This window comes from Mesorhizobium calcicola (assembly GCF_042682105.1).
GTDB lineage: Bacteria > Pseudomonadota > Alphaproteobacteria > Rhizobiales > Rhizobiaceae > Mesorhizobium > Mesorhizobium calcicola.
The window spans coordinates 369,874-388,978 of sequence record NZ_JBHUGY010000031.1 but is presented as its reverse complement, the minus strand read 5'-3'; the positions used below and the strand labels follow the sequence as shown (position 1 = coordinate 388,978).

Genomic DNA, 19,105 nt, shown 5'->3' with positions numbered 1-19,105 from the left:
AAATCGGCAGCCGCTGTCCTTGGTCGTCAAATAGTAAGAATAGCATGCTCGGCTGACGGGATGTGCGCTTCCACATGGATACATCCGCGCAGCCTCACAGGATCGTATAAACTCCACAGACTTCTAGCTTTTGAAAAGTGTGCCATCGTCGGCACGTGTACCATATCATGATCGTGAACAGCACATATCCCGAATCATTGGCTCACTCGCGTCGTTATAAGTCTCCTCGCGTTCGTATAACGGGACACGACCTATTGGTCTTACCCTTCTTGCCTACCTCTCTTTTCCCATTCCGTAACCATCAAACGTCGCGAGCTTCGATCTGAGGCTGGTGCCTTACGATCATCATAAATATTCTCCACCAACTGAACAATAGCTTTCAGGACGGATGATTACCAGTGCGCCATCGTTGAGTACAGATAAGCGGTGTCCCGTCAGCATCATCGAGCCACCTATACGGCACTTCATAGACGACCAGTTTCCCCACGTTGACGTGTTCGTCGTTGTAGAGACAGACGCGATCGTCCTTCAGGTCAGCAAGAGTTATGTCGCCCAGATTATCGTAACGATGTCTGTACCAAGATCGAGACTAACGTCGGGAAATCGCCCTTCAAACCCGGAGCCATAATATTTTTACGTATCACCGTTCTATCCTCAACATTCAATTGGGGGAGACATATTCAAAGGTACTCTGCTGACTCTGAACGCTCTGTAATGAGCAAGAGCCATCGAGCCGCTCGCTATACCTCGCCAAAGCCAACATCCGCTTAAATTCGTCAACCACGGAAAGGCAGTTCTTTTTGGTAAGCGTCGGACGCATAGAAAGTAGAGCTTGCTAGTGCGATCCGCCATTGATGTCAGCGAAATTCAATTTCGTGGTGTAGAGAAAGGCCCGCAGCGCCCAGCCCACCACAGAATTCAGGTCGTGCGTCCTGCAGCCTCCACCGCGCGGATACGCGTTTCAGAATCTCAAACATTTGTTCTGCCCGCCAAATGAACCGAAGCGGGCTTTGAAGGCAGACTGCGCGAATTGCTAGAATAGCGCTGCGACATTTGATTTTTGGACGGCTGCCAATGCCGTATCGGCAACAGGCGTCGTTGTATGAAGCTACCTTAATACCAAGTCGCCTTCGACGTGATTACTCGTCACCAATAGCTTGTGAACCCGTACCAAAAGGTCACCGCGAATATACGTCCTGCGCTCCACGGAAAATATTACAACTGAGGCCGACTACCCTTCTTGAACTGTGGCATATTAAACACACCAGATAAATCTGCATCCAGCGTGGCGTCTGAGCCGTAGACACCATGAAGTAAGCATCGTAGTCGCGTCACGGCGTTGTGTGCGCACTAGCTTCCTCTGCCTGGCCTTCTTCATCTGGCAAGGAATGAAGCAGAAAGAATGTCTGTCGCGTCGCCGTTGCAGCGCGCCCGCATAATAAAGAGCGAATTCCGTTTGTTTCTTCTGTCTTCCGTCACTAGTCGCCCAGCCAATTCCGAATACACTAGGGGAAAACACACCTGCTGGAGTGCTACCATTGCGCCGGCAATCATCCGGAGCTCTGCAAGACCTTCCCGGAAGCACCCACGGTGACCGGCGTGCAAGGCGCCGACAGCGACCCGGAAATGCTGGCGCACTGGGCGAAATGCGAAGCAACCGGCCTGCCGAGCAAATTCCGCATCGATCCGGCCGGACAGTACCGCGCCACCCGCGCGCCGCTCCTGCGCGATGCCGTCAGCTACACGATGACGGGAAAGCGCGCGGTCAAGAAGAACCTCTCCGACAGCGTCTCCGCCGACCGGATCGGCACCCTGATGCACTATCACTATCCGACGACATGGAACCACATCCTCATCGACCACGCGGTGACGTTCCGCGTGCTGCCGATCAGCGCAACCGAGACCGCGGTGACGACCAAATGGCTGGTCCGCAAGGATGCGGTCGAGGGCGTCGACTACGATCTCGCCGAGCTCACCCATGTCTGGACCGAGACCAACGACCAGGACCGCCGTATCGTCGAGGAAAACGCCTTCGGCATCCTGTCGCCGGCCTACGAGCCGGGCCCCTATTCGGAGCTGCATGAGGGCGGCGTCATCCAGTTCGTCGAGTGGTACGCATCCTTCATCGGCCCACGCCTTGCCGAAGGCGGCCGGCCGGCGCTGCGCAGCGTTGCCTAGAGCAATTCCAGGAAAAGTGTGCAGCGGTTTTCCGTCCGCAATTGCGTCAAAGCAAAGAGTGCATGTCGCTCAGAAGTGGCCTCGGTTTTTGAGAACACCGACATGCACAGAACAAAAGGCACAGGGGTGAGGACAAGAGGATGAATGCGATGACGGATCTCGGCCTCTATCGCCATCTCGACCAGATGACGCCCTGGAACGACAGGCTGCAGGTGCTGGAAGTGATCGGCGTCAGCGACGAAGCGCCTGATGTGAAGACCTTCACCTTCCGCTCCGACAACCAGACCTGGTTCCGCTACAAGCCGGGCCAGTTCGTGACGCTGGAACTGCCGACCGCCGACGGGCCGCTGATGCGCACCTATACGCTATCGTCTTCGCCATCGCGGAAAATCACCATCGAAACGGTACGCGCACGACCGTGGAGGTCGCCTTCAACGGCTACACGCTGACCACCAAGCCCGATGGCAGCATGACGCTGCACAACAATACCACCGGCACCGACCTGAAGATCGAGGCAGGAAGCACGCAGGCCGCTTTGGCCAGGACGCTGCTGGCGGTGAACCCCAACAGCAGCAATTCCGAGGAGGCCCGGGAAGGCCAGGTCGTGAAGACCTTCGTCGAAGGGCTGTTGGCCGGTGAGACCCTGCCCAGCCTCATCAACGCCGCCGAGAAAGCCGGACAGGACAAACAGGCCCTGATCGATAAATACGGTCTGGGCACGGCTGCCAAGCCCAAGCTGGATGGGCAAAACAGGGTTGTCGATCCGTTCGGCGATCCGCCGCGGGGTAACGCGCCTTCCGGCGGCAAGTGGACGCCGATGAAGATCGACGGCGTCTGGACCTGGGTCGATCCCCAGGTCGCCCAGGCTATCATTACCGAGAACATCGCCCTGTCGCGCATCACCGAGACGCGAGCTCTGGCTGTCCAGCAGCAGGAGCAGCTCAACGTCGATATGCTCGACCCCGCCTGCAAGGATGCCGTCGATGGCGCGCAGACGATCATAAACAAGGCGCTGGCACCTCTCGGTCTGCAATGGGCCGCGCAGAAACCGAAGGGCACGCTTGCCGATGCGGGGGAGCGGCTGACCAAGGCCAACACCTTGCTGCAGAACGCACGGGATGCCCGTGGGGAGTACGAAAACGCCGGCAGGGTTCTTGGCGATGCGATCGCCCAGCAGCGCGAACTCAAGCCACTAATTGATCCCAACGCGCAGGCCTTTACGTCGACGGACAAGCCTGCCCCCGATCGGCAGACAGAATATGCGCAGGGGCTTGCCGACCATGCAGCCGTCGATAAGCTGTTTTCCGAGGTCGGCTTGCATCTGGGCAAGGGCGATAAGTTGACGATCGATTTCCTGGTAGGACAGGCCGAACTCGACGGTGTTCCGACCGACTCGAAGGAATACAAGGACCTCAAGGCACTGCAGACGACGGCAGGCAATCAGCTCGAATTGGCGCAAGCCTATCAGAACTACTTCGGCGCCCATGCCGATGCCACGCAAGTGGGCGCGCAGCAGGCGGATCTCGAGCACCGGCTGCTCGTCGAGTACCTCGGTCAGAAGAAATTCGATCCAAACGAGAAATACAACAGATATAGCGGCGACTACCTGGGGCACTACAAGACGTCGACGATCGAAATACGCGATGGCCAGGTCTGGGTCGTCAGCCATTTTGACAAAGGAACGACAGAGCAGCAGCTCACCTACAATCCGAGCGACAAGAATATCAAGGGCGAATATCGCGACCGCCAACTCAACAAGGAATGGCAGCAGTTCCTGGGCGGCACCAGTTCCGCCATGAAGGTGTGCACGGCAAATGCCCCGGTGGCGGCAAGGGCCAGCGAGGCCCAGGCGGCGAAGGATTTGAATGATGTCCTGGATCGGCAGCTCGGCAACAGCATTACCGACCTGAAGACGACGCTGACGACGCTGCAGACCAACTTCAACAATGCGCTGACGCAACACGGGCCGGGAACGGTCGATGCGCCCAAAGGGACGCTGCCAGATGGCGTGCAGCCGGTCGAAATCAATGTCGGCGGTCAGACGATCAAGGTGGCGCCCGAGGTTGCCCAGAAATACAACCAGATAGGGATCGACGCGCTGACCCAGGGCGGCAAGGCAATCTGGATCGACCTGGATACACAGGACGATGATCACAGTGGCCGCTGGGTCGATCCCGAGCTGGCGGTCTCGAAGCTCAAGCTGGAGGCGACAAGGGCTCAGATAACGCAGGCCGAGGATTTGCGCAGGGTGGTGCAAGGTTTCAGCGACTACCATGAGCTTCGGCTCAGCGATCCCTCGCTCCTGGCCGACCGCAACAGCACGGTGGACAAGACCTATCTGGACGAACATCAGCAGCAGACGCTCGACGGCATCTATGAGCCGAAGTTCCAGCAACTGCTCGACAGTGGCTACGACAACGAGTTCCGGGAACAGCGTGGGACGGCCCTCGATGACACGGTCGCCAGGACGCTCGGCCTGGATCGTTCGACCGATGAGGGCCGCGGGGCGATCGACAATGTGACGGAGGAGATCCGCGATATCGGCGGCGACAACCCGTATGTGCGCAGCGTGCCGATCTTCTATGTCGACGACGAGGTCGGGACGCAGCAGGTCACGCTCTTTGCCGTGCGCGACGGTGACGGCAACACTCGCTATGTCGACGTGACCGGCAAGAAGTTCGACAACCTCGGTGATTTCCAGGACAACAACAGCCAGTTTGGCGAGAACGGCAAGCTCGTCGTTCCCAAAGGCCTGGAGATGAAGGCGGGAGACGACGGCAAGATCGCGCTTGAGGTCGTCAAGTCGCGCAACGTCTCCGTCTGGGACAAGGTTGTCGATCCGCTGGTGGGCATCGGGACCGGCATCGCCACCATCCTGTCGTTCACGCCGGCTGCGCCGATCGCGGCGCCGCTCGCCTATACCGGTGCCGCCTATCTCGGAACCAGAGCGGTCATAAACCAGGTCAACCATCTGGAACATGGCGGCGAGTGGGACGATAGAGAGTCACTGATGAACATCGCCAGCGCGGCGACCACGGTTCTGCCCATGGCGTCCAGCGGCCTTCGCACCATTGGCCTGGCGGGAAAGGAAATGACCGCCCTTCAGGCCTTCCGCGGCAGCATAGGCGCAACACGATCCGGGTCTTCGCTGGCGCTCGAGACCCGCAGCTACATGCAGTCGACGGCTGGCCTGAACAAGGCGGCGTGGGGAATGGATGTCGGCTCGGTGATTGTCGGCGCACCTTTGCTGGCGACCTCTGCCTACGATCTCGCCGTCAACGGAGACCAGATGAATGGTCTCCAGCTTGCCAACGCGCTTACGGGGCTTGGCACCGGCATCACTGGCACCGGCCTCGGCATCCACGGTCTGCGCACGTTGCGGCCGGGCACGGGCACGCAGGCGAGTTCCAACGGTCCCGGCGCCAACCCGCCGGGCAGCGGCGGACCGCACCAGCAGCCGCCAGGCGGCAATGGACCGCGGCAATTGCCGCCGGCGCTGGAGCCCGGTTCCTCGGGGCGTCCAATGAATGTCTATGAGATCGGTGCCGACGGCGTTTACAGGCCGACCGGGGAGAAGATATTCCACGACCCCAGCCATCCGGTGATACCGGGAGAAGTGATCAAGGCCGATGACGCTGGCAGCGATGGTTCGACGATGCAGCCGGGCCACGATCCGCATGGGACGACCCCGCCAGGGACACCGCATCCCGCCGATGGCGATCCCATTGTCGTGCCGAGTGAGCCGACAGGACAAGACGGAACGGTGCGCCTCGTCTGGGACCCGGAGACACGCGGCTTTACCGGCATGCCCGAACGCGACACGAGTGGTTACGTCTACACCAGCGGCAAGGATCCGAAGACGCCCTCGGCCTATCTCGACGGCTTGACCACCGAGCGGCTTGTGACCCGCTACGAGCAGGAGAAGGGCTATTATTCCAGCCGCGAAATAGCCGAGCGCTATGGCCCGGACGGCGTCCAGATCCCGCGCACGCCGCTTGGCGACCTGCTGCCGGACTTCCGCGTCGGCGTCACCTTCCGGACCCGGTTGAACACCGGCGATGCGTTCGGGATCGGCTCGCCAACGATTGCGGCCGTCGGCTTCGGTGTCGGAACCAAGACCGATTTCGGCATGATCGGATGGTCGATCGTCGACAGTGTCAGCCAACGCAGCCTGTCGCCGTTCAAGGACGCGCTCGGCACCCAGGGCGTCGTATCCTACCGGGCACGCGAATACAGAAACATCACAAGCCTCCAGGCCGGCGTCTGGCCGGTGTCCAATCAGACGGCCTTCCCGGTCCGCAGCAGCGATCTGTCGGCGGAGGCGAGCAAGGCGATATTCAGCGATGCGTCCGGCTATGACGCCAAGCCGCTGGATGCAGCCATCGTCGGGATGACGCCGGATGGCGAAGGCACCGTGATCGAGATGACCTACACGCCTTTGCTCAAAGGTGAGGGGGTCACGCTCGCACCTGGCCAGCATGACTTCTTTGGCGTGCCGGCGGAAAACAGTTCCGGCCACGTCGAGCTGCAAGGCGCGCTTCCGTTCGACCGTGTCATGACCGAGACCAAGGCCGGTATACGCCTGCCGATCGTGGCCAATCATGTCGCGGCGGTGGGCGAGATGCCGCGCGTCGGCTTCGAGAGGCGCCCGGAACTGTCCGTCAAGGACACGCTCCAGCCGGGCGACATCGTGTCGACGCAGACATTCGACCAGATCCAGTCCGCTCTCGGCTCGACAAGTCTGAAGATCCAGTTCGCGGTCAAGGATCCGGCGAAGGCATCCGAACTCATCGCGGCCATCGGCCAGGGCGATGGCGTCCGCTCGATCCGTGACCTCGTCAAGTCCGGTCAGGTCGATCCGTCGAACATGGTTTCTTTTGTCGATGAGTCGACGCTGAGCGGATTGCGACTTTCGGCCGTAGCGGGCAAGGCGCCCACGGCAGACATCGTTCTGCTGACCGGCGAGAAGGCTCGCGTTGTAAACCCCGAGGCGATGTTGGTCGATGTCATCTTCAACGATCGCACCACGCTGCCCGGCATGCTGGGATCCAATCCCGACCGGATGGTAACGTCCGCGGCCTACAAGGTGAAATCGACGGTGCAGTCATGGCTTCCGGCGCGTTTCCAACCCGACGGATCACCGCAGTCCCGCTACATGCCGAGCGCCGGTAACATCTATCAGAACCTCTACGGTTCGCATGGCGCGCCGGCCACCCGCTATACGCTTTCACTCTCGACGCCTCCTCTGCCTGCAGGTGCGGTGGCTTTCAGCGCTGAGGTGAGAATCCAGTATAAGTCCAAGGCGGCCAGCATCGCTCCTTCGATCGCCAAGAACGAAACCGCGACACTGACTTTCGATCGCGCCGACGGGCAAACCGAGGCATTGACGATCCCGGCCTGGCTCGCCCACGCCATGGAAATCTCGCGCGACGGCGCGGCGACAGGCATTCCGAAGGGCGGCAAGGCCTCCCTGGAGCAGTTCCTCGGCGAACTGGAGAAGAACGCAAGACCCGACCAGCGCGCGGCGATCGAGCAGTTCCGGAATGAGTTCGGCCCATCGATCGTCGATGGCGGCTTCATGCGCCAGAACATTGCCGATGGCGTGATGACCTTGCTTTCCTCGCAGGTGGGCAGCCGCCGAAGCGGCCCGATCCAGGTCAGGGACGAGAACGGGCAATCCGTGACGGCCACCCGTTACGGACCGCTGCCGAAGAGCGCGGAGAATGTCTATGTGCCGCCTGCCGACGGACCGCCAGCGCGCGGCGACGAACCGGAGTTGATGCACAAGTCGCATATTCTGTTCCGCGACCCCGAGACGGGAGAAGCATACGTCCTGCCGTGGGTGCGCGGCGCCTCCGAGGACCATGTGCCTGCCAGCCAGGGACGGTCGGAGGGCGAGCCCGTGCCGCCAGAGGCAATGCCAGCCAGGAAGGCGATCGAGGCGGCGCCGCCAACGACCTACTCGCTGCAGCAGGTCCGCAACATGCGGCAGCCCGAGAAATGGAAGGCCGGCGAGATTTATACGCGCGAACTCAATGGCTCGCTTGGAGAGGCGCATTTCCCGGTCGACGCCAACCCCGGTGGCTCCAACCCTGTCTCAGGAGTAGGGGGGCGATATGTGGATTCGCCCGTCTTCAAGAGCGACGATGTGATCGAGGCGATCGAGGTCAAGACCTACCATCGCTGGACGACGATCAACGGTGTCGCGCAGATGCGCGAAGTGCCGCTCACGCCGAAATTGCAGGAGCAGATCAACAAGGACGTGGCACTGCGGAACGAAAACCCTCGCTATCAACCGCGCTGGGTTTTCCTCGATGCTCCGCCTTCGGCGGACTTGCAGCGGGCGCTCGACGATGCGGGAATCGTCGGCAATATCTTCGGACACAACAAACCTGCCGCGGCAAAACCGCAACTCCAATCCGCGACGGCCGGAACCGGTCCGGGCAGAACCCTGCGGCTCGAGGACGAGAGCGGCAAGGCGATCATCGCGGCGATACTGGGCACCGAGCCGAGGGGGCCGGAACAGGTTTATGTGCCGCCTTCCGACGGGCCTCGCGCGCCGGCCGATGCTCCTGAACTGGCGGACAAGACGCACATACTGGTGTACGACCCCGACACCGGCGAGGCCGTCGTGCTGCCGTGGATACGCGGTGCTTCCGAGCGGGTGCCGACCGGGCCGGAAGTCAGGGCGCTTTCCACCGATCAGATTTCGGGGCTGAGCGGCGCGCAGTTGCACGCCATCAAGCCGGAGCATATCGCCACGCTGACGCCCGAGCAGGTTTCTGCACTGAGCTCCGAGCAGATCGGGCAGCTGACGCTTGATCAACTTAAGGCGCTGCGACCGAAGCAGTTGCGGGCGCTGAGCGCCGAACAGCTCCAGGCAATCGGGCCAGGCGAATTGCAGGCCGTTGCCCCTGGCCGCATCAGCGGCTTGCGACCGGATCAGGTTGCCGCCTTGTCACCCGAGCAGATCGCTGCCTTGACCATCGAGCAGGTGCACAAGCTGACGCCTGACCAGGTCGCCAAGCTCAGCGATGAGCAACGCAATGCCTTCACGCCGGAACAGTTCGCCGCCATGAGACCTGCCCAATTCGGCCATCTCGATGCGACGCAGTTCGCGGCGTTGAAACCCGACCTTGTCGCGGCACATGATCCCGCGACAACGGCAAAGCTGTCGCCGGACCACATCTCGGCGCTGACCCCCGGGCAGCTCGGTGCCCTGACCATTCACCAGGTCGAGGCACTGACCAAGCAGCAGATAGCGGCGCTGACGCCGAAGCAGCTTGGCGCGTTGAGCCCTGGCCAGTTGCGCAAGTTCACACCCACGCAGTTTGCCTGGATGTCGACGGAGCAGACGAACGACCTTTCGGTGCTGCAACTGACGACCTATCGGGCGACCCATAAAAAGGCGATGACGCCGGATCAGGCCACCAGCGTCGATTTGGCCCTCAGCCATGCCAGGATGCGGGAAAACGCTCAGGCACTCGCAACCTTTGGCGGCATGTCGACCACCTCCTACATGTTGTGGAGTTCGTTGCCGCCAACCTGGACCGCCACCGCTGGAGGGGTGGCATTTGGCGTGCGAGGCCTCGTTTTCGGCGCGCAGGCGGTCTTCCCCAATGCAACCGCAGGTAACAAGCCGTTCGGGCGATTCCTCAACGCGCTCGGCGGAGCCACATTCATTGCCGCAGCGCCAGGTGCCGCGACCGGGATGATCCAGGGTAAGGATCTTGTCGTCAACAGCACTTTCACGCTCGGCAACATCGTCTATGGCACGAAGTCGATGCTGCAGTCGTTCACCGGCAGACCGGTGATCCGAAACGTGGCCGAATATCTGGCTGGACCCGGCTATGTGCTTGGCTGCGCGGTCTATACGGTGCACTCCTGGCCGGCGCCGATCGCCACTGTCGCCGGCACCATGTTCACGTTCGGCTGCGCGGAATTCTGGGCGTCGGCAATAAGGACGGACCGGATGAATCGCCGTTCGGTGCCGCGAACCGATGCCGATATCGCGGCGGCGGCAAAGTCCGACAAAAGATGGACTGCATTGGATCGGTGGACTCTGGGCATCACCTTCGGCGTTGGAATGCTTCTCTTCTCGCTGGACACCCTGCTGGGGCAGCCTTGGGAGGGCGCGAAGACGACCCCTCCACCCGATCCGAAAAAAGCGGATGGCGATACCTCGTCCCAGCAACCCGATGATCCTTCGGATGTTCCAGGTAGGCCGCGGAACCCGGGGGAGGATTTCCCACAACTCGTCGTGCTGGCGGATGACGGCCTGAATTTGCGGACCCAGCCTGACGGGGACTCGGCCGTGGCGACGGTTCTGCAGCCGGGCACGTTCGTCGAACAGACCGCGAGGCCTTCGACCGATCCGTCGGGAGAAGCCTGGATACCCGTCGAAGGTTTCGGACCGGACGGCAAAATCCATAGCGGCTGGGTTTCCGGCGACTATGTCGAGGTTCATCCCGAGGGCAGCAGCAATCCCGAGGGCCGCACGAATCCAATGCTGGAGAAGGACGGCTATCAGTGGGTCGAGGTCAAGGACGGCGACTCTATTCGCCTGATCGCCAGGACCCATTCAGCGGATGTGGCGCAGACGGTGGTGCTCAACATGGATCACATCCTGAGTCCGGATATGATCTTCTCGGGCGACCGCATCTATCTGCCTGCCATATCGGTCGGCTGAGGAACGGCCGGCCAACCACAGAGTCCGCCAGCGCGTCGTGTCGAAACGGATTCATGCGACGCGCTTGACATGCGCTAGAGCGGTTTGCGTTTTGTCTGAATCAGGATTCCCAAGATTGAGCAAATCAGATTCGATGTTCTGACCGTTGGAGGTCGGGACAGATGGCCAAGCCTTATTCGATGGATTTGCGGGAACGGGCACTGGCTCGCCTTGAAGAAGGCGAGACGAGCCGAGAGGTGGCTGCGGCGCTGAAGGTGGCAGTTTCGAGCGTGATCAAGTGGGCGGCGCGCAAGCGTCGGCTGGGCAGTGCGGCACCCGGCAAGATGGGCGGTCATCGACCCTATCTGATTGACGGGGAGCATCGTGCTTTCGTCCTGAGCGAGGTCGAGCGGGATGCCAACATAACGCTTCATGAATTGACGGCCGCACTGGCTGACCGGGGTCTCATCATCCACCCCGCCAGCGTCGGTCGCTTCTTGCATCGCGAGGGCAAGAGCTTCAAAAAAAACCGTTCTGCCGGCTGAGCAGCTCAAGCCGAAGCTGATGCGTCGGCGGGCGCAATGGATGCGCTATCAGACCCGCATTGACCCAACGCGCCTGGTCTTCCTGGATGAAACGTGGGTCAAGACCAACATGGCGCCGTTGCGTGGCTGGGGTGTGCGCGGCAAGCGGCTGATGGCTCACGCGCCATATGGTCATTGGAAGACGATGACCTTCATCGCCGCGCTGCGGCATGATCGGGTAGAGGCGCCTTGGGTCATTGACGGACCCATCAATGCGCAGGCCTTCCGTGTCTATGTCGAAACCGAACTCATCAAGACACTGAAGCCGGGCGACATTGTCATTCTCGACAATCTCGGGTCTCACAAGGGCCAAGCCGTCCGCGACATCGTCAGGGCCGCCGCAGCGCGGCTCTTCTTCCTGCCGCCCTACAGTCCAGATCTCAATCCAATCGAGAAGCTCTTCGCCAAGCTCAAGCACTGCATGCGACGTGCCGCCAAACGAAGCATCCAGGCCGTACAGACAACGCTATCGCCCGCACCCTCGACGACGTCACCCCAAATGAATGCAACAACTACATCGAAAGCGCAGGCTATAAGTCAACCTAAATGCGAACCGCTCTAGGCTTTGCCTGTTCTCGCGGCATAGGCGTGTGCGACACAGGCGGCCAGCTTGGCAGCCCGCTCCGCAATCGGATTGGAGGGTTCGGAAGCGTAGGAGGCGGTAAACTGCAGGTCGGCCGGGTGCCATTCGCAGTCGACAATGCGCAGTTTGCCGCTTGCGGTATATTCCTGGACGACTTCCTCGGGCAGAGAGGCGATGCCGATACCGTTAAGTGTCATCTTGATGGAAGCGGCAAGGGAATTGGCCGGAAAGATACGCGGCGTCTCTTCCAACTCGCCAGTGAGCTTGCGGTAAAGCTCGCTGTAGGGTCTCGTGCTGCGCGCATAGCTGATGATTGGAAACTGCATCAGGTCTTTCAGCGTCAGCTTGCGTCGATTGGGCAATTTCAATTGCGGTGAGCAGACCCAGACCAGTGGAAAGCTTGGCAGCTCGATGTTCTCGATGCTGTATTCCAGAATGGGGCCCATGAGGACTGCAAGATCGAGTCGGTGGGACATGAGTTCATTGCGAAGGGTCGTCGTCGCATCGACGACAATATCCGTATCGATAAGCGGATAGCTCGCCTGCAATTCCCTGAGAAAATCCGGAAGCCATGTGTGCACGATGGATTCGGCAATCCCGAGCCGAAGCACCCCTGCCGTCTCTGAAAGAGAGCTGGCCGCCAGTTGCAGCCGTTCCGCTACGCGCAGGACCCTTTGAGCGGGTGGCAGCAGCCGTTGTCCCTCGGCGGTCAGCCTGACGGTGCTGCTCTGCCGCTCGAACAGCTTGGCACCCAGCGCTTCTTCCAGGCCGGCAATTCGCGTGGAGACCGCGGGTTGCGTCGTGTTGAGGCGCTCCGCCGCCTTTCGAAAGCTTCCGAAAGTCGCCACAAGGAGAAAGGTTTCGAGCTGCTTGATGTTGAAAGGGATCACGTTTCAATGCCGGACAATAATCTGGGCGCCGATCTTTACTCGGTCATATAGGTCGATAACGTCTTCATTGGTCATGCGGATGCAGCCGGAGGAGTTAGCCTTTCCGACGGTCCACGGCTGATTGGTACCATGGACGCGATAGAGCGTGTTTCCAATATACAACGCGCGGGCGCCCAACGGGTTGTTCGGCCCTCCGGCGACATGCGCGGGCAGGAGGCGGCCTTTGGATGCTTCCCTGGATCGCATTTCGGCCGGCGGCCGCCAGTCCGGCCAGTCTCTCTTGCTCGAAATCGTGTCTCGACCTGACCACTCCAGCCCTTCCTTGCCAACGCCCACCGCATATCGCAGCGCCTTGCCGTCCCCCAGTATGTAGTACAGGCGCCGCTCTGTGGTGTTGATCACGATCGATCCCTTCGGTTGAGCCTCGCTGAAAGGCACGATCTCTCTTGGCATTGCCGACCACCCGAGGCGAATTTTCTTCGCCCGAAGTCCGGTCGGGACCTGAAGGGGAGACCAACACATTTCTTGCCGGATCGTAAGCCCAACTTCTGGGGTCATAACCGCTGTTCGATCGGGCCTGCGATGGCGCCATGGCAGCAATCAACGTGGCGGCGAGTGATAGCGATGCACCCAATCTCCGGATGAGTGGCGGGCTGATCGGAATCCTGATTCCGAAAACGCGTGCGAGAGCATCCCAGTTCGCGGGCGAGATCTTGTTTGCCGCCACCGAGACCGATCCCTTTCCGCCGAGCATTGAACCGGCGATCACGAACCGGTGATTGATTCCAGCGCGCACCATATCGCTTTGCGGGTCCTTCGCAACATTTGGCACAGGAAGTTAATGCGTAGTCCAATTGGACTTCCAATTTTCCAGTATGCACGATAGAGTGAAATCGGCGGGCAAACCATGAAGCGAGCGACGCGGGTCATCACTCGTGGGTTGCTTGCAATAGGACCAATGTTGACGGTACGCAGTATCCGCCATGCTGATCGGTTGTCGGGAGCCAGGGCTGTCTTTGTCGCCTGGGGGCTTGCCGTGGTCCTGACGCTCGGCCTTGTCTCGCAGCACGCACAAGCCGCCGAACCGCGATGGCCCCCAGGTCCCTACAAATACATCACGGTCGACCAGTCGGTGACAGACGCGCTGGTCGAGCTTGGCCGCAACATGCGGGTGCCCATGCGTGTCAGCAAGCTTGTAAAGGGGCGCCTCAGCGCCGGCATGCCGGTGGGAACGGCCCGCGAGTTTCTGGAAGAGATTTGCAATCGATACGGGTTGGTTTGGTATTTCGACGGCATTGTCATGAACGTGGCAACCGAAGCCGAAATCCAGACGGAAATGATCCCGCTTGATGCAAACACGGCTGCCGGCGCCGAAGATCGGCTTTCGCGGCTGGGCGTCATCGATCCGAGGTTTCCGGTAAAGGTTTCCAAGCAAGACGATGTCGTCTCGGTATCGGGGCCGCCCTCCTACATCGAACTGGTCAGGAAAACGCTCGGGGTTCCCGCGGCAACGGGCACGAAGCCGGAGCCGGGCAATGTTGTTTCGGTCCGCGTTTTCCGCGGAAGGCAGGTGGAGGCGTATGATGTCCCCTCCGCCAAGAAGAACTAGGGAACGGGAGGCAGGTTCATGCAGATCGCACCGATTGGAGCCCTGGAGGCTACGCTTGCAAACTTGACCACCAGCATAAGCTCGCAACAGCAGATCACCGCTGGCGCCGCGGCGCAGCCTGGCAACCGGGTGGTCGGTGCCAAGCAGGAAAAGCACGACGCCGTGAAGGTCAACACGCCTGAGCGCGGTGATGTCGCCACACGGGCAGGCCAGCAGGTGGCACAAGCGTCGTCCGGTGCCAATCCGGCAATGGCTGGGCAATCCTCCAAGCCGGAAAGGACGGAGCCGATCACCGAACGCCAACTCTTCGACTATCTGGCCGAGACCGAGAAGGCAGGCGGGGGAGCGTCCACGGATCCGTCGGCACTGTTCGGTTCTGCCGTTCGGTCGTTGGATGGAACCATGCAACAGGTCCAGAAAGCGCTTGGCCAGGCGAACGCCCCCGTGAACGCTGATGCAGCCACGGTGCCGGAGGCCACCGGCAAGACGGCCCTGCCAGGCAAGGAAGGCGAAAATTCCCCGACAAGGAATGCCGAGCAACTCCTCGAACGATCCATTACGGTGATGTGGGCAGCCGCCAATCTCGAGGTGGTGACGAGCAGCGTGACGGCCGTCACGTCATCGACCAGCACGCTGATCAAACAACAGTAAATGCCACGGAGTGTTTCGTGCCAACGCTAACCCTGCCGTGGCGGTCAACGCTACTGAATCGATGCGGCGCCCGGTGGCGCATTGGGCTCGTTGTCATGGGTATGCTGGTGCTGCAGGCGTGCTCGGTGGAGCTGTATTCCAACCTCAGCCAGCGGCAGGCCAACGAGATCGTGGCTACGCTGGTGCGCCACGGGATTCCGGCGCAACGCGAGGCCGGCAAGGACGGCAAGATGACAGTTTCCGTGGAGAAGGGCCGCTTCGCCGAAGCCATGGCCATTCTCGACGAAAGCGGCTTGCCCAAACAGGAATTCCAGACGCTCGGCGAGGTGTTCAAGAGAGATGGGCTTGTATCCTCGCCCGTGGAGGAGCGGGCGACGATGATCTTCGGCCTGAGCCAGGAGCTTTCGCAGACCATCTCGGAGATCGATGGCGTGCTTTCCGCGCGTGTTCATCTCGTCTTGCCCGAAAACGATCCGCTGAGACAGCAGCTGGTGCCGTCGTCCGCCTCCGTCTTCATCCGGCATCGCGCATCCGTGCCGATGAATGAGCTCATTCCACAGGTCAAGATGCTGGTGGCCAAGGGTGTCGCCGGACTGACTTATGACAATGTTTCCGTCACCCTCATTCCGGTGACCGCGACGGCCCCCGAGCAGGGAACCGGCGAGGCGGGCTTCACCACATTCCTTGGCCTCTGGATGCATCCGGACAGCGTCGCCGCCGCGATGGGGCTGTTTTACGGCATGGCGGCGGCCATACTCGCACTGGCTGCCCGGCTGGCCTACGTGCAGTGGTACCGGCAGCCCGGTGTCTATGCGCTCGATGCCTCGGCAATGCCGGTGAAGAAGACATGACCCAGACCGGCTCGAAGCAAACCGCCAGCCCGCAATGGCAGGCATTTGTGTCCAACCCTGCATCCTACGTCGATGCGGCCCGGCTCGCGGAATGCCTTGACGGCACGATCGGCGAGGCTGCTTGCCAGTGCATGCTGCAATCGCAACGCCTCCATGAGCGATTGTCGGAGCTTCTGGTCGAGCGTCATGGGCTCTCCTCGGCGGTCGGAGAGCCGGCCGACGAGGTCGATCGAGCGATCGCCTTGTCCTCCGGCGAGCAGTTGGAGGAACTTGCGCTTCGCGCCGGCGCGATCTACTGGGCCGATAGTCTGGCCGCTGTCATTGTTGGACGCGAAGCGGCCGCGTGGCAGGCGGCGCTTGGTGCGGATCTCTGCGCTTTCGCGGTCGCCAACCGCGATCTGGCCCGTCCGCTGCAGCGGTTGGAGTCCCCGGAAGACATTTACGGTCGTGTCTATGCCGACGGCCTGAGTTGCCTTGGCGCCTGGTGCCAGGCGATGCCTGGCGATACGAGCATGCGGGTGCGCCTCAAGCTGGTGCCGCACGAGCTTGTCGACCAGACGGTGGCCGAACAATTCGCCGAGCGCGGCCCCGCCATTGTCCGGCGAGCGATGAGCTAGACGCGATGGTCGAACCGGGCAAAGCGACCGATGCCGTGCCGAGGCGCCCCTACGCCCGGATCCTGCGCGCCGCCGAGGTGCGCGCGCTGCAAGACGGGCATGCCTTTCTCGACGAAGCAAGGCGCGATGCGCAGCAGTTGCGTGACGCCGCTCGGCGAGCCTATGCGGCTGAATATGCCCAGGGCTATGAAGACGGCAAAGCGCAAGGTGATGCGGATGCCACGCGGTTGATAGGCGAGACCGCGGTCAAGGTGGATCGCTATTTTGGCGGGCTGGAAGCCGAAGTCATCAGTCTGGCCCTCGATGTCGTCAGGCGAATGCTTGGAGAATTCGACGTCGGCACGCTTGTCGCCAAGGTCGCAAGGCAGGCCGTGACTGAAATTCGCCGCGCCAAATATCTGAAAGTCCGAGTTCATCCCGCTTCCGTTGACAGGGTTCGCGATGAACTGGACGCGGTCTTGCGCGACAGTGATCTGGGTATGACGGTCGAGATCGACGCGGATGACGCGCTGGCGGCAGGCGCCTGCATCGTTTCGACTGACTTTGCCGTTGTCGATGCGAGCATCGATGCGCAACTCCAAGCCATAGCCGCCGCGCTTGCGTCAAAGGCGGAGGTTCCATGACGGAGCCCGCCGCCGATATCGAAAGCCGTCTGGCGTCCATCGTTCCGAATCTGCGTTCCGCCCTCCGCGATGACGCCAGCCGGCCGAGGAAGGGGCGTGTACGGCGGGTCACCGGCACGGTCATCCATGCGACCGTCGAGGAGGCCCGGATCGGTGAGATATGCGAACTGGTCGACCCCAGGACCGGCAAGACGACCAAGGCGGAAGTCGTCGGCCTCGTGGACGAAATGGCGATCCTTGTTCCGCTTGGCGATCTGATCGGTCTTTCAAGCCTGACGGAGGTCGTTGCGACCGGAAAGGACCAGCGGGTGCCCGTCGGTCCCGGGCTTCTTGGTCGGGTGATCAGCGCGTTCGGCGAGCCATTGGATGGCAAGCCGCTTTCGCCGGGTGGCATTACCGGCAGCTATCCGGTCAATGCCTATCCGCCATCTCCGCTGGAACGCAGCTTGATTTCCGACCCGATCCAGCTCGGAATCCGCGCCCTCGACGGGCTTCTCACCTGCGCGCGCGGGCAGCGCGTCGGCATCTTCGGCGAACCCGGCGTCGGCAAATCGATCCTGCTTTCCGATATCGTCAGCGGCACCGATGCCGATGTGGCCGTGGTCGCCCTTGTCGGAGAGCGCGGACGTGAAGTGCGCGAATTCCTCGAGCAACAGCTCGGGCCGGAAGGGCGGCAGCGCGCAATCGTCGTCGTCGCGACCTCCGACCGGCCTGCCATCGAGCGCGTCAAGGCCGCCTATGTGGCGACCAGCATTGCCGAATATTTTCGCGACCAGGGCAAGCACGTGCTGCTTGCAATGGACAACATAACGCGGTTTGCCCGTGCGCAGCGCGAAATTGGCCTGGCCTCGGGCGAGCCACCGACGCGTCGCGGCTTTCCGTCTTCGCTGTTCGCGGTCTTGCCGCGTCTGCTCGAGCGCTCGGGTCCCGGTCGCGTCGGGTCCATCACGAGCCTCTACAGCGTTCTTCTGGAAGGCGACGGCACGCTGGATCCGGTTGCCGAGGAAATTCAGGCGCTCCTCGATGGCCACGTCTTCCTGTCGAACGAACTTGCGCAGCGGAACCATTTCCCGGCCATTGACGTCTTGCGCAGCCGAAGCCGCCTCATGGACGCGGTTGTGCAGCCGGCCCATCGGTCCGACGCCAGCCACCTGCGTGCGCTGCTTGCCCGCTACGCCGACATCGAACTTCTCCTGCGGGTCGGTGAATACGAAAAGGGCAGCGATGCCTTGGCGGACGAGGCCGTGGCGAAGATCGATGCCATCAACGCCTTTTTGCGTCAGGGGTCCGCCACACACGAGAGCATCGAGAAGACGCGCCAACGCATGCGGGAAATCGTCAATGAAAGATCGTGACATGATCGCCCGATTGCGCGACCTGAGACGCCGCCGCGAAGAACGCGCGAAGGAAGGCGTGATCAGAAGGCACGCCGCTGCGCACCGGGCGACGAGGGAGGTTCAGGAGGCGGCCGCCGCTGTCACCGAACACCTCCAGCGTACGGTGGACGCCGAAGATGCGGCGTTCGGTTCGCTTGTTGGACAGCCGGTAAAGGCTGCCAGCCTCCATCGCCTTCAAGGACGGTTCGAAATCGCCGCCAGAAAAACCGGGCAGTTGCGGGAAAACGAGAAGATGGCCGGCGTCGCCGAGGAACGGCGGAAAGTAGAGTTGTCGGCAGCCCGCGATGATCATCGTGCGAGCACGAAAGCGGTGACGAAGCTGGACGGACTGCTGGAGCATCTGACCAAACGCAGCGCGCGCCGTCGCCTCGCTCTTTCCGAGCTTTTCGAGGAAGAGGAACGCGGCCCGCCGCGCTTGCCCGCAGAAGGATAGCCCCATCCGTGATCGTGGATA

Annotated in this window: 11 protein-coding genes and 3 pseudogenes; 12 read left to right on the top strand and 2 right to left on the bottom strand. The window is 61.5% G+C overall.

Annotated features, from left to right (window positions below; all coding sequences use genetic code 11):
* Window positions 1-1,527: 1,527 nt before the first annotated feature.
* From ACFSQT_RS21665 to ACFSQT_RS21650, 4 genes and pseudogenes are all read left to right on the top strand, one after another.
* A pseudogene (locus tag ACFSQT_RS21665) lies at window positions 1,528-2,178 on the top strand (RHO alpha subunit C-terminal catalytic domain-containing protein); the annotation flags it as partial.
* Window positions 2,179-2,327: 149 nt separating this feature from the next.
* Window positions 2,328-2,594 (top strand): annotated as a pseudogene (locus tag ACFSQT_RS21660) (FAD-binding oxidoreductase); the annotation flags it as partial.
* A gap of 2 nt (window positions 2,595-2,596) precedes the next feature.
* Window positions 2,597-10,867, top strand: coding sequence for an SH3 domain-containing protein (locus ACFSQT_RS21655; protein WP_379021917.1), 8,271 nt, complete (start codon window positions 2,597-2,599; stop codon window positions 10,865-10,867).
* 161 nt (window positions 10,868-11,028) lie between these two features.
* Window positions 11,029-11,976, top strand: a pseudogene (locus ACFSQT_RS21650) (IS630 family transposase).
* Between the two features lie 12 nt (window positions 11,977-11,988).
* Here the strand turns inward: ACFSQT_RS21650 and ACFSQT_RS21645 are convergent.
* Both ACFSQT_RS21645 and ACFSQT_RS21640 read right to left on the bottom strand, forming a co-directional pair.
* Window positions 11,989-12,903 carry a LysR family transcriptional regulator gene (locus ACFSQT_RS21645; RefSeq protein ID WP_379021915.1) on the bottom strand — a complete coding sequence of 305 codons (915 nt, stop codon included), beginning with the start codon at window positions 12,901-12,903 and terminating at the stop codon, window positions 11,989-11,991.
* A 3-nt stretch (window positions 12,904-12,906) separates the two neighbouring features.
* Entirely contained in the window at window positions 12,907-13,356 is a 450-nt protein-coding gene (locus ACFSQT_RS21640; protein ID WP_379021913.1) for a L,D-transpeptidase, read from the bottom strand.
* 137 nt (window positions 13,357-13,493) lie between these two features.
* On the opposite strand from ACFSQT_RS21640, the gene ACFSQT_RS21635 reads away from it, so the two are divergent.
* The 8 genes from ACFSQT_RS21635 to ACFSQT_RS21600 all read left to right on the top strand — a co-directional run bounded on the left by ACFSQT_RS21635 (window position 13,494) and on the right by ACFSQT_RS21600 (window position 19,084).
* Window positions 13,494-13,682: a hypothetical protein gene (locus ACFSQT_RS21635; protein WP_379021911.1), complete on the top strand. Its 189-nt coding sequence runs from the start codon at window positions 13,494-13,496 to the stop codon at window positions 13,680-13,682.
* 182 nt (window positions 13,683-13,864) lie between these two features.
* Entirely contained in the window at window positions 13,865-14,512 is a 648-nt protein-coding gene (locus tag ACFSQT_RS21630; RefSeq protein WP_379021909.1) for a type III secretion protein, read from the top strand.
* Window positions 14,513-14,530: 18 nt separating this feature from the next.
* On the top strand, window positions 14,531-15,163 hold the full coding sequence (locus tag ACFSQT_RS21625) for a hypothetical protein (RefSeq protein ID WP_379021907.1): 633 nt from the start codon (window positions 14,531-14,533) through the stop codon (window positions 15,161-15,163).
* Window positions 15,164-15,180: 17 nt separating this feature from the next.
* Complete coding sequence (sctJ, locus tag ACFSQT_RS21620) at window positions 15,181-16,014, top strand: type III secretion system inner membrane ring lipoprotein SctJ (protein ID WP_379021905.1); 834 nt, start codon at window positions 15,181-15,183, stop codon at window positions 16,012-16,014.
* Entirely contained in the window at window positions 16,011-16,631 is a 621-nt protein-coding gene (locus ACFSQT_RS21615) for a SctK family type III secretion system sorting platform protein (RefSeq protein ID WP_379021903.1), read from the top strand. The genes sctJ and ACFSQT_RS21615 overlap by 4 nt, the downstream gene beginning before the upstream one ends.
* 5 nt (window positions 16,632-16,636) lie before the next feature.
* Window positions 16,637-17,254 (top strand): type III secretion system stator protein SctL, encoded by a 618-nt coding sequence (gene sctL / locus ACFSQT_RS21610; RefSeq protein ID WP_379021901.1) that lies wholly within the window; start codon window positions 16,637-16,639, stop codon window positions 17,252-17,254.
* Window positions 17,251-18,609: a FliI/YscN family ATPase gene (locus ACFSQT_RS21605; protein ID WP_379021899.1), complete on the top strand. Its 1,359-nt coding sequence runs from the start codon at window positions 17,251-17,253 to the stop codon at window positions 18,607-18,609. Before sctL ends, ACFSQT_RS21605 begins: the two co-directional genes overlap by 4 nt.
* On the top strand, window positions 18,596-19,084 hold the full coding sequence (locus ACFSQT_RS21600; RefSeq protein WP_379021897.1) for a hypothetical protein: 489 nt from the start codon (window positions 18,596-18,598) through the stop codon (window positions 19,082-19,084). The genes ACFSQT_RS21605 and ACFSQT_RS21600 overlap by 14 nt, the downstream gene beginning before the upstream one ends.
* The last annotated feature ends 21 nt before the right edge of the window (window positions 19,085-19,105 follow it).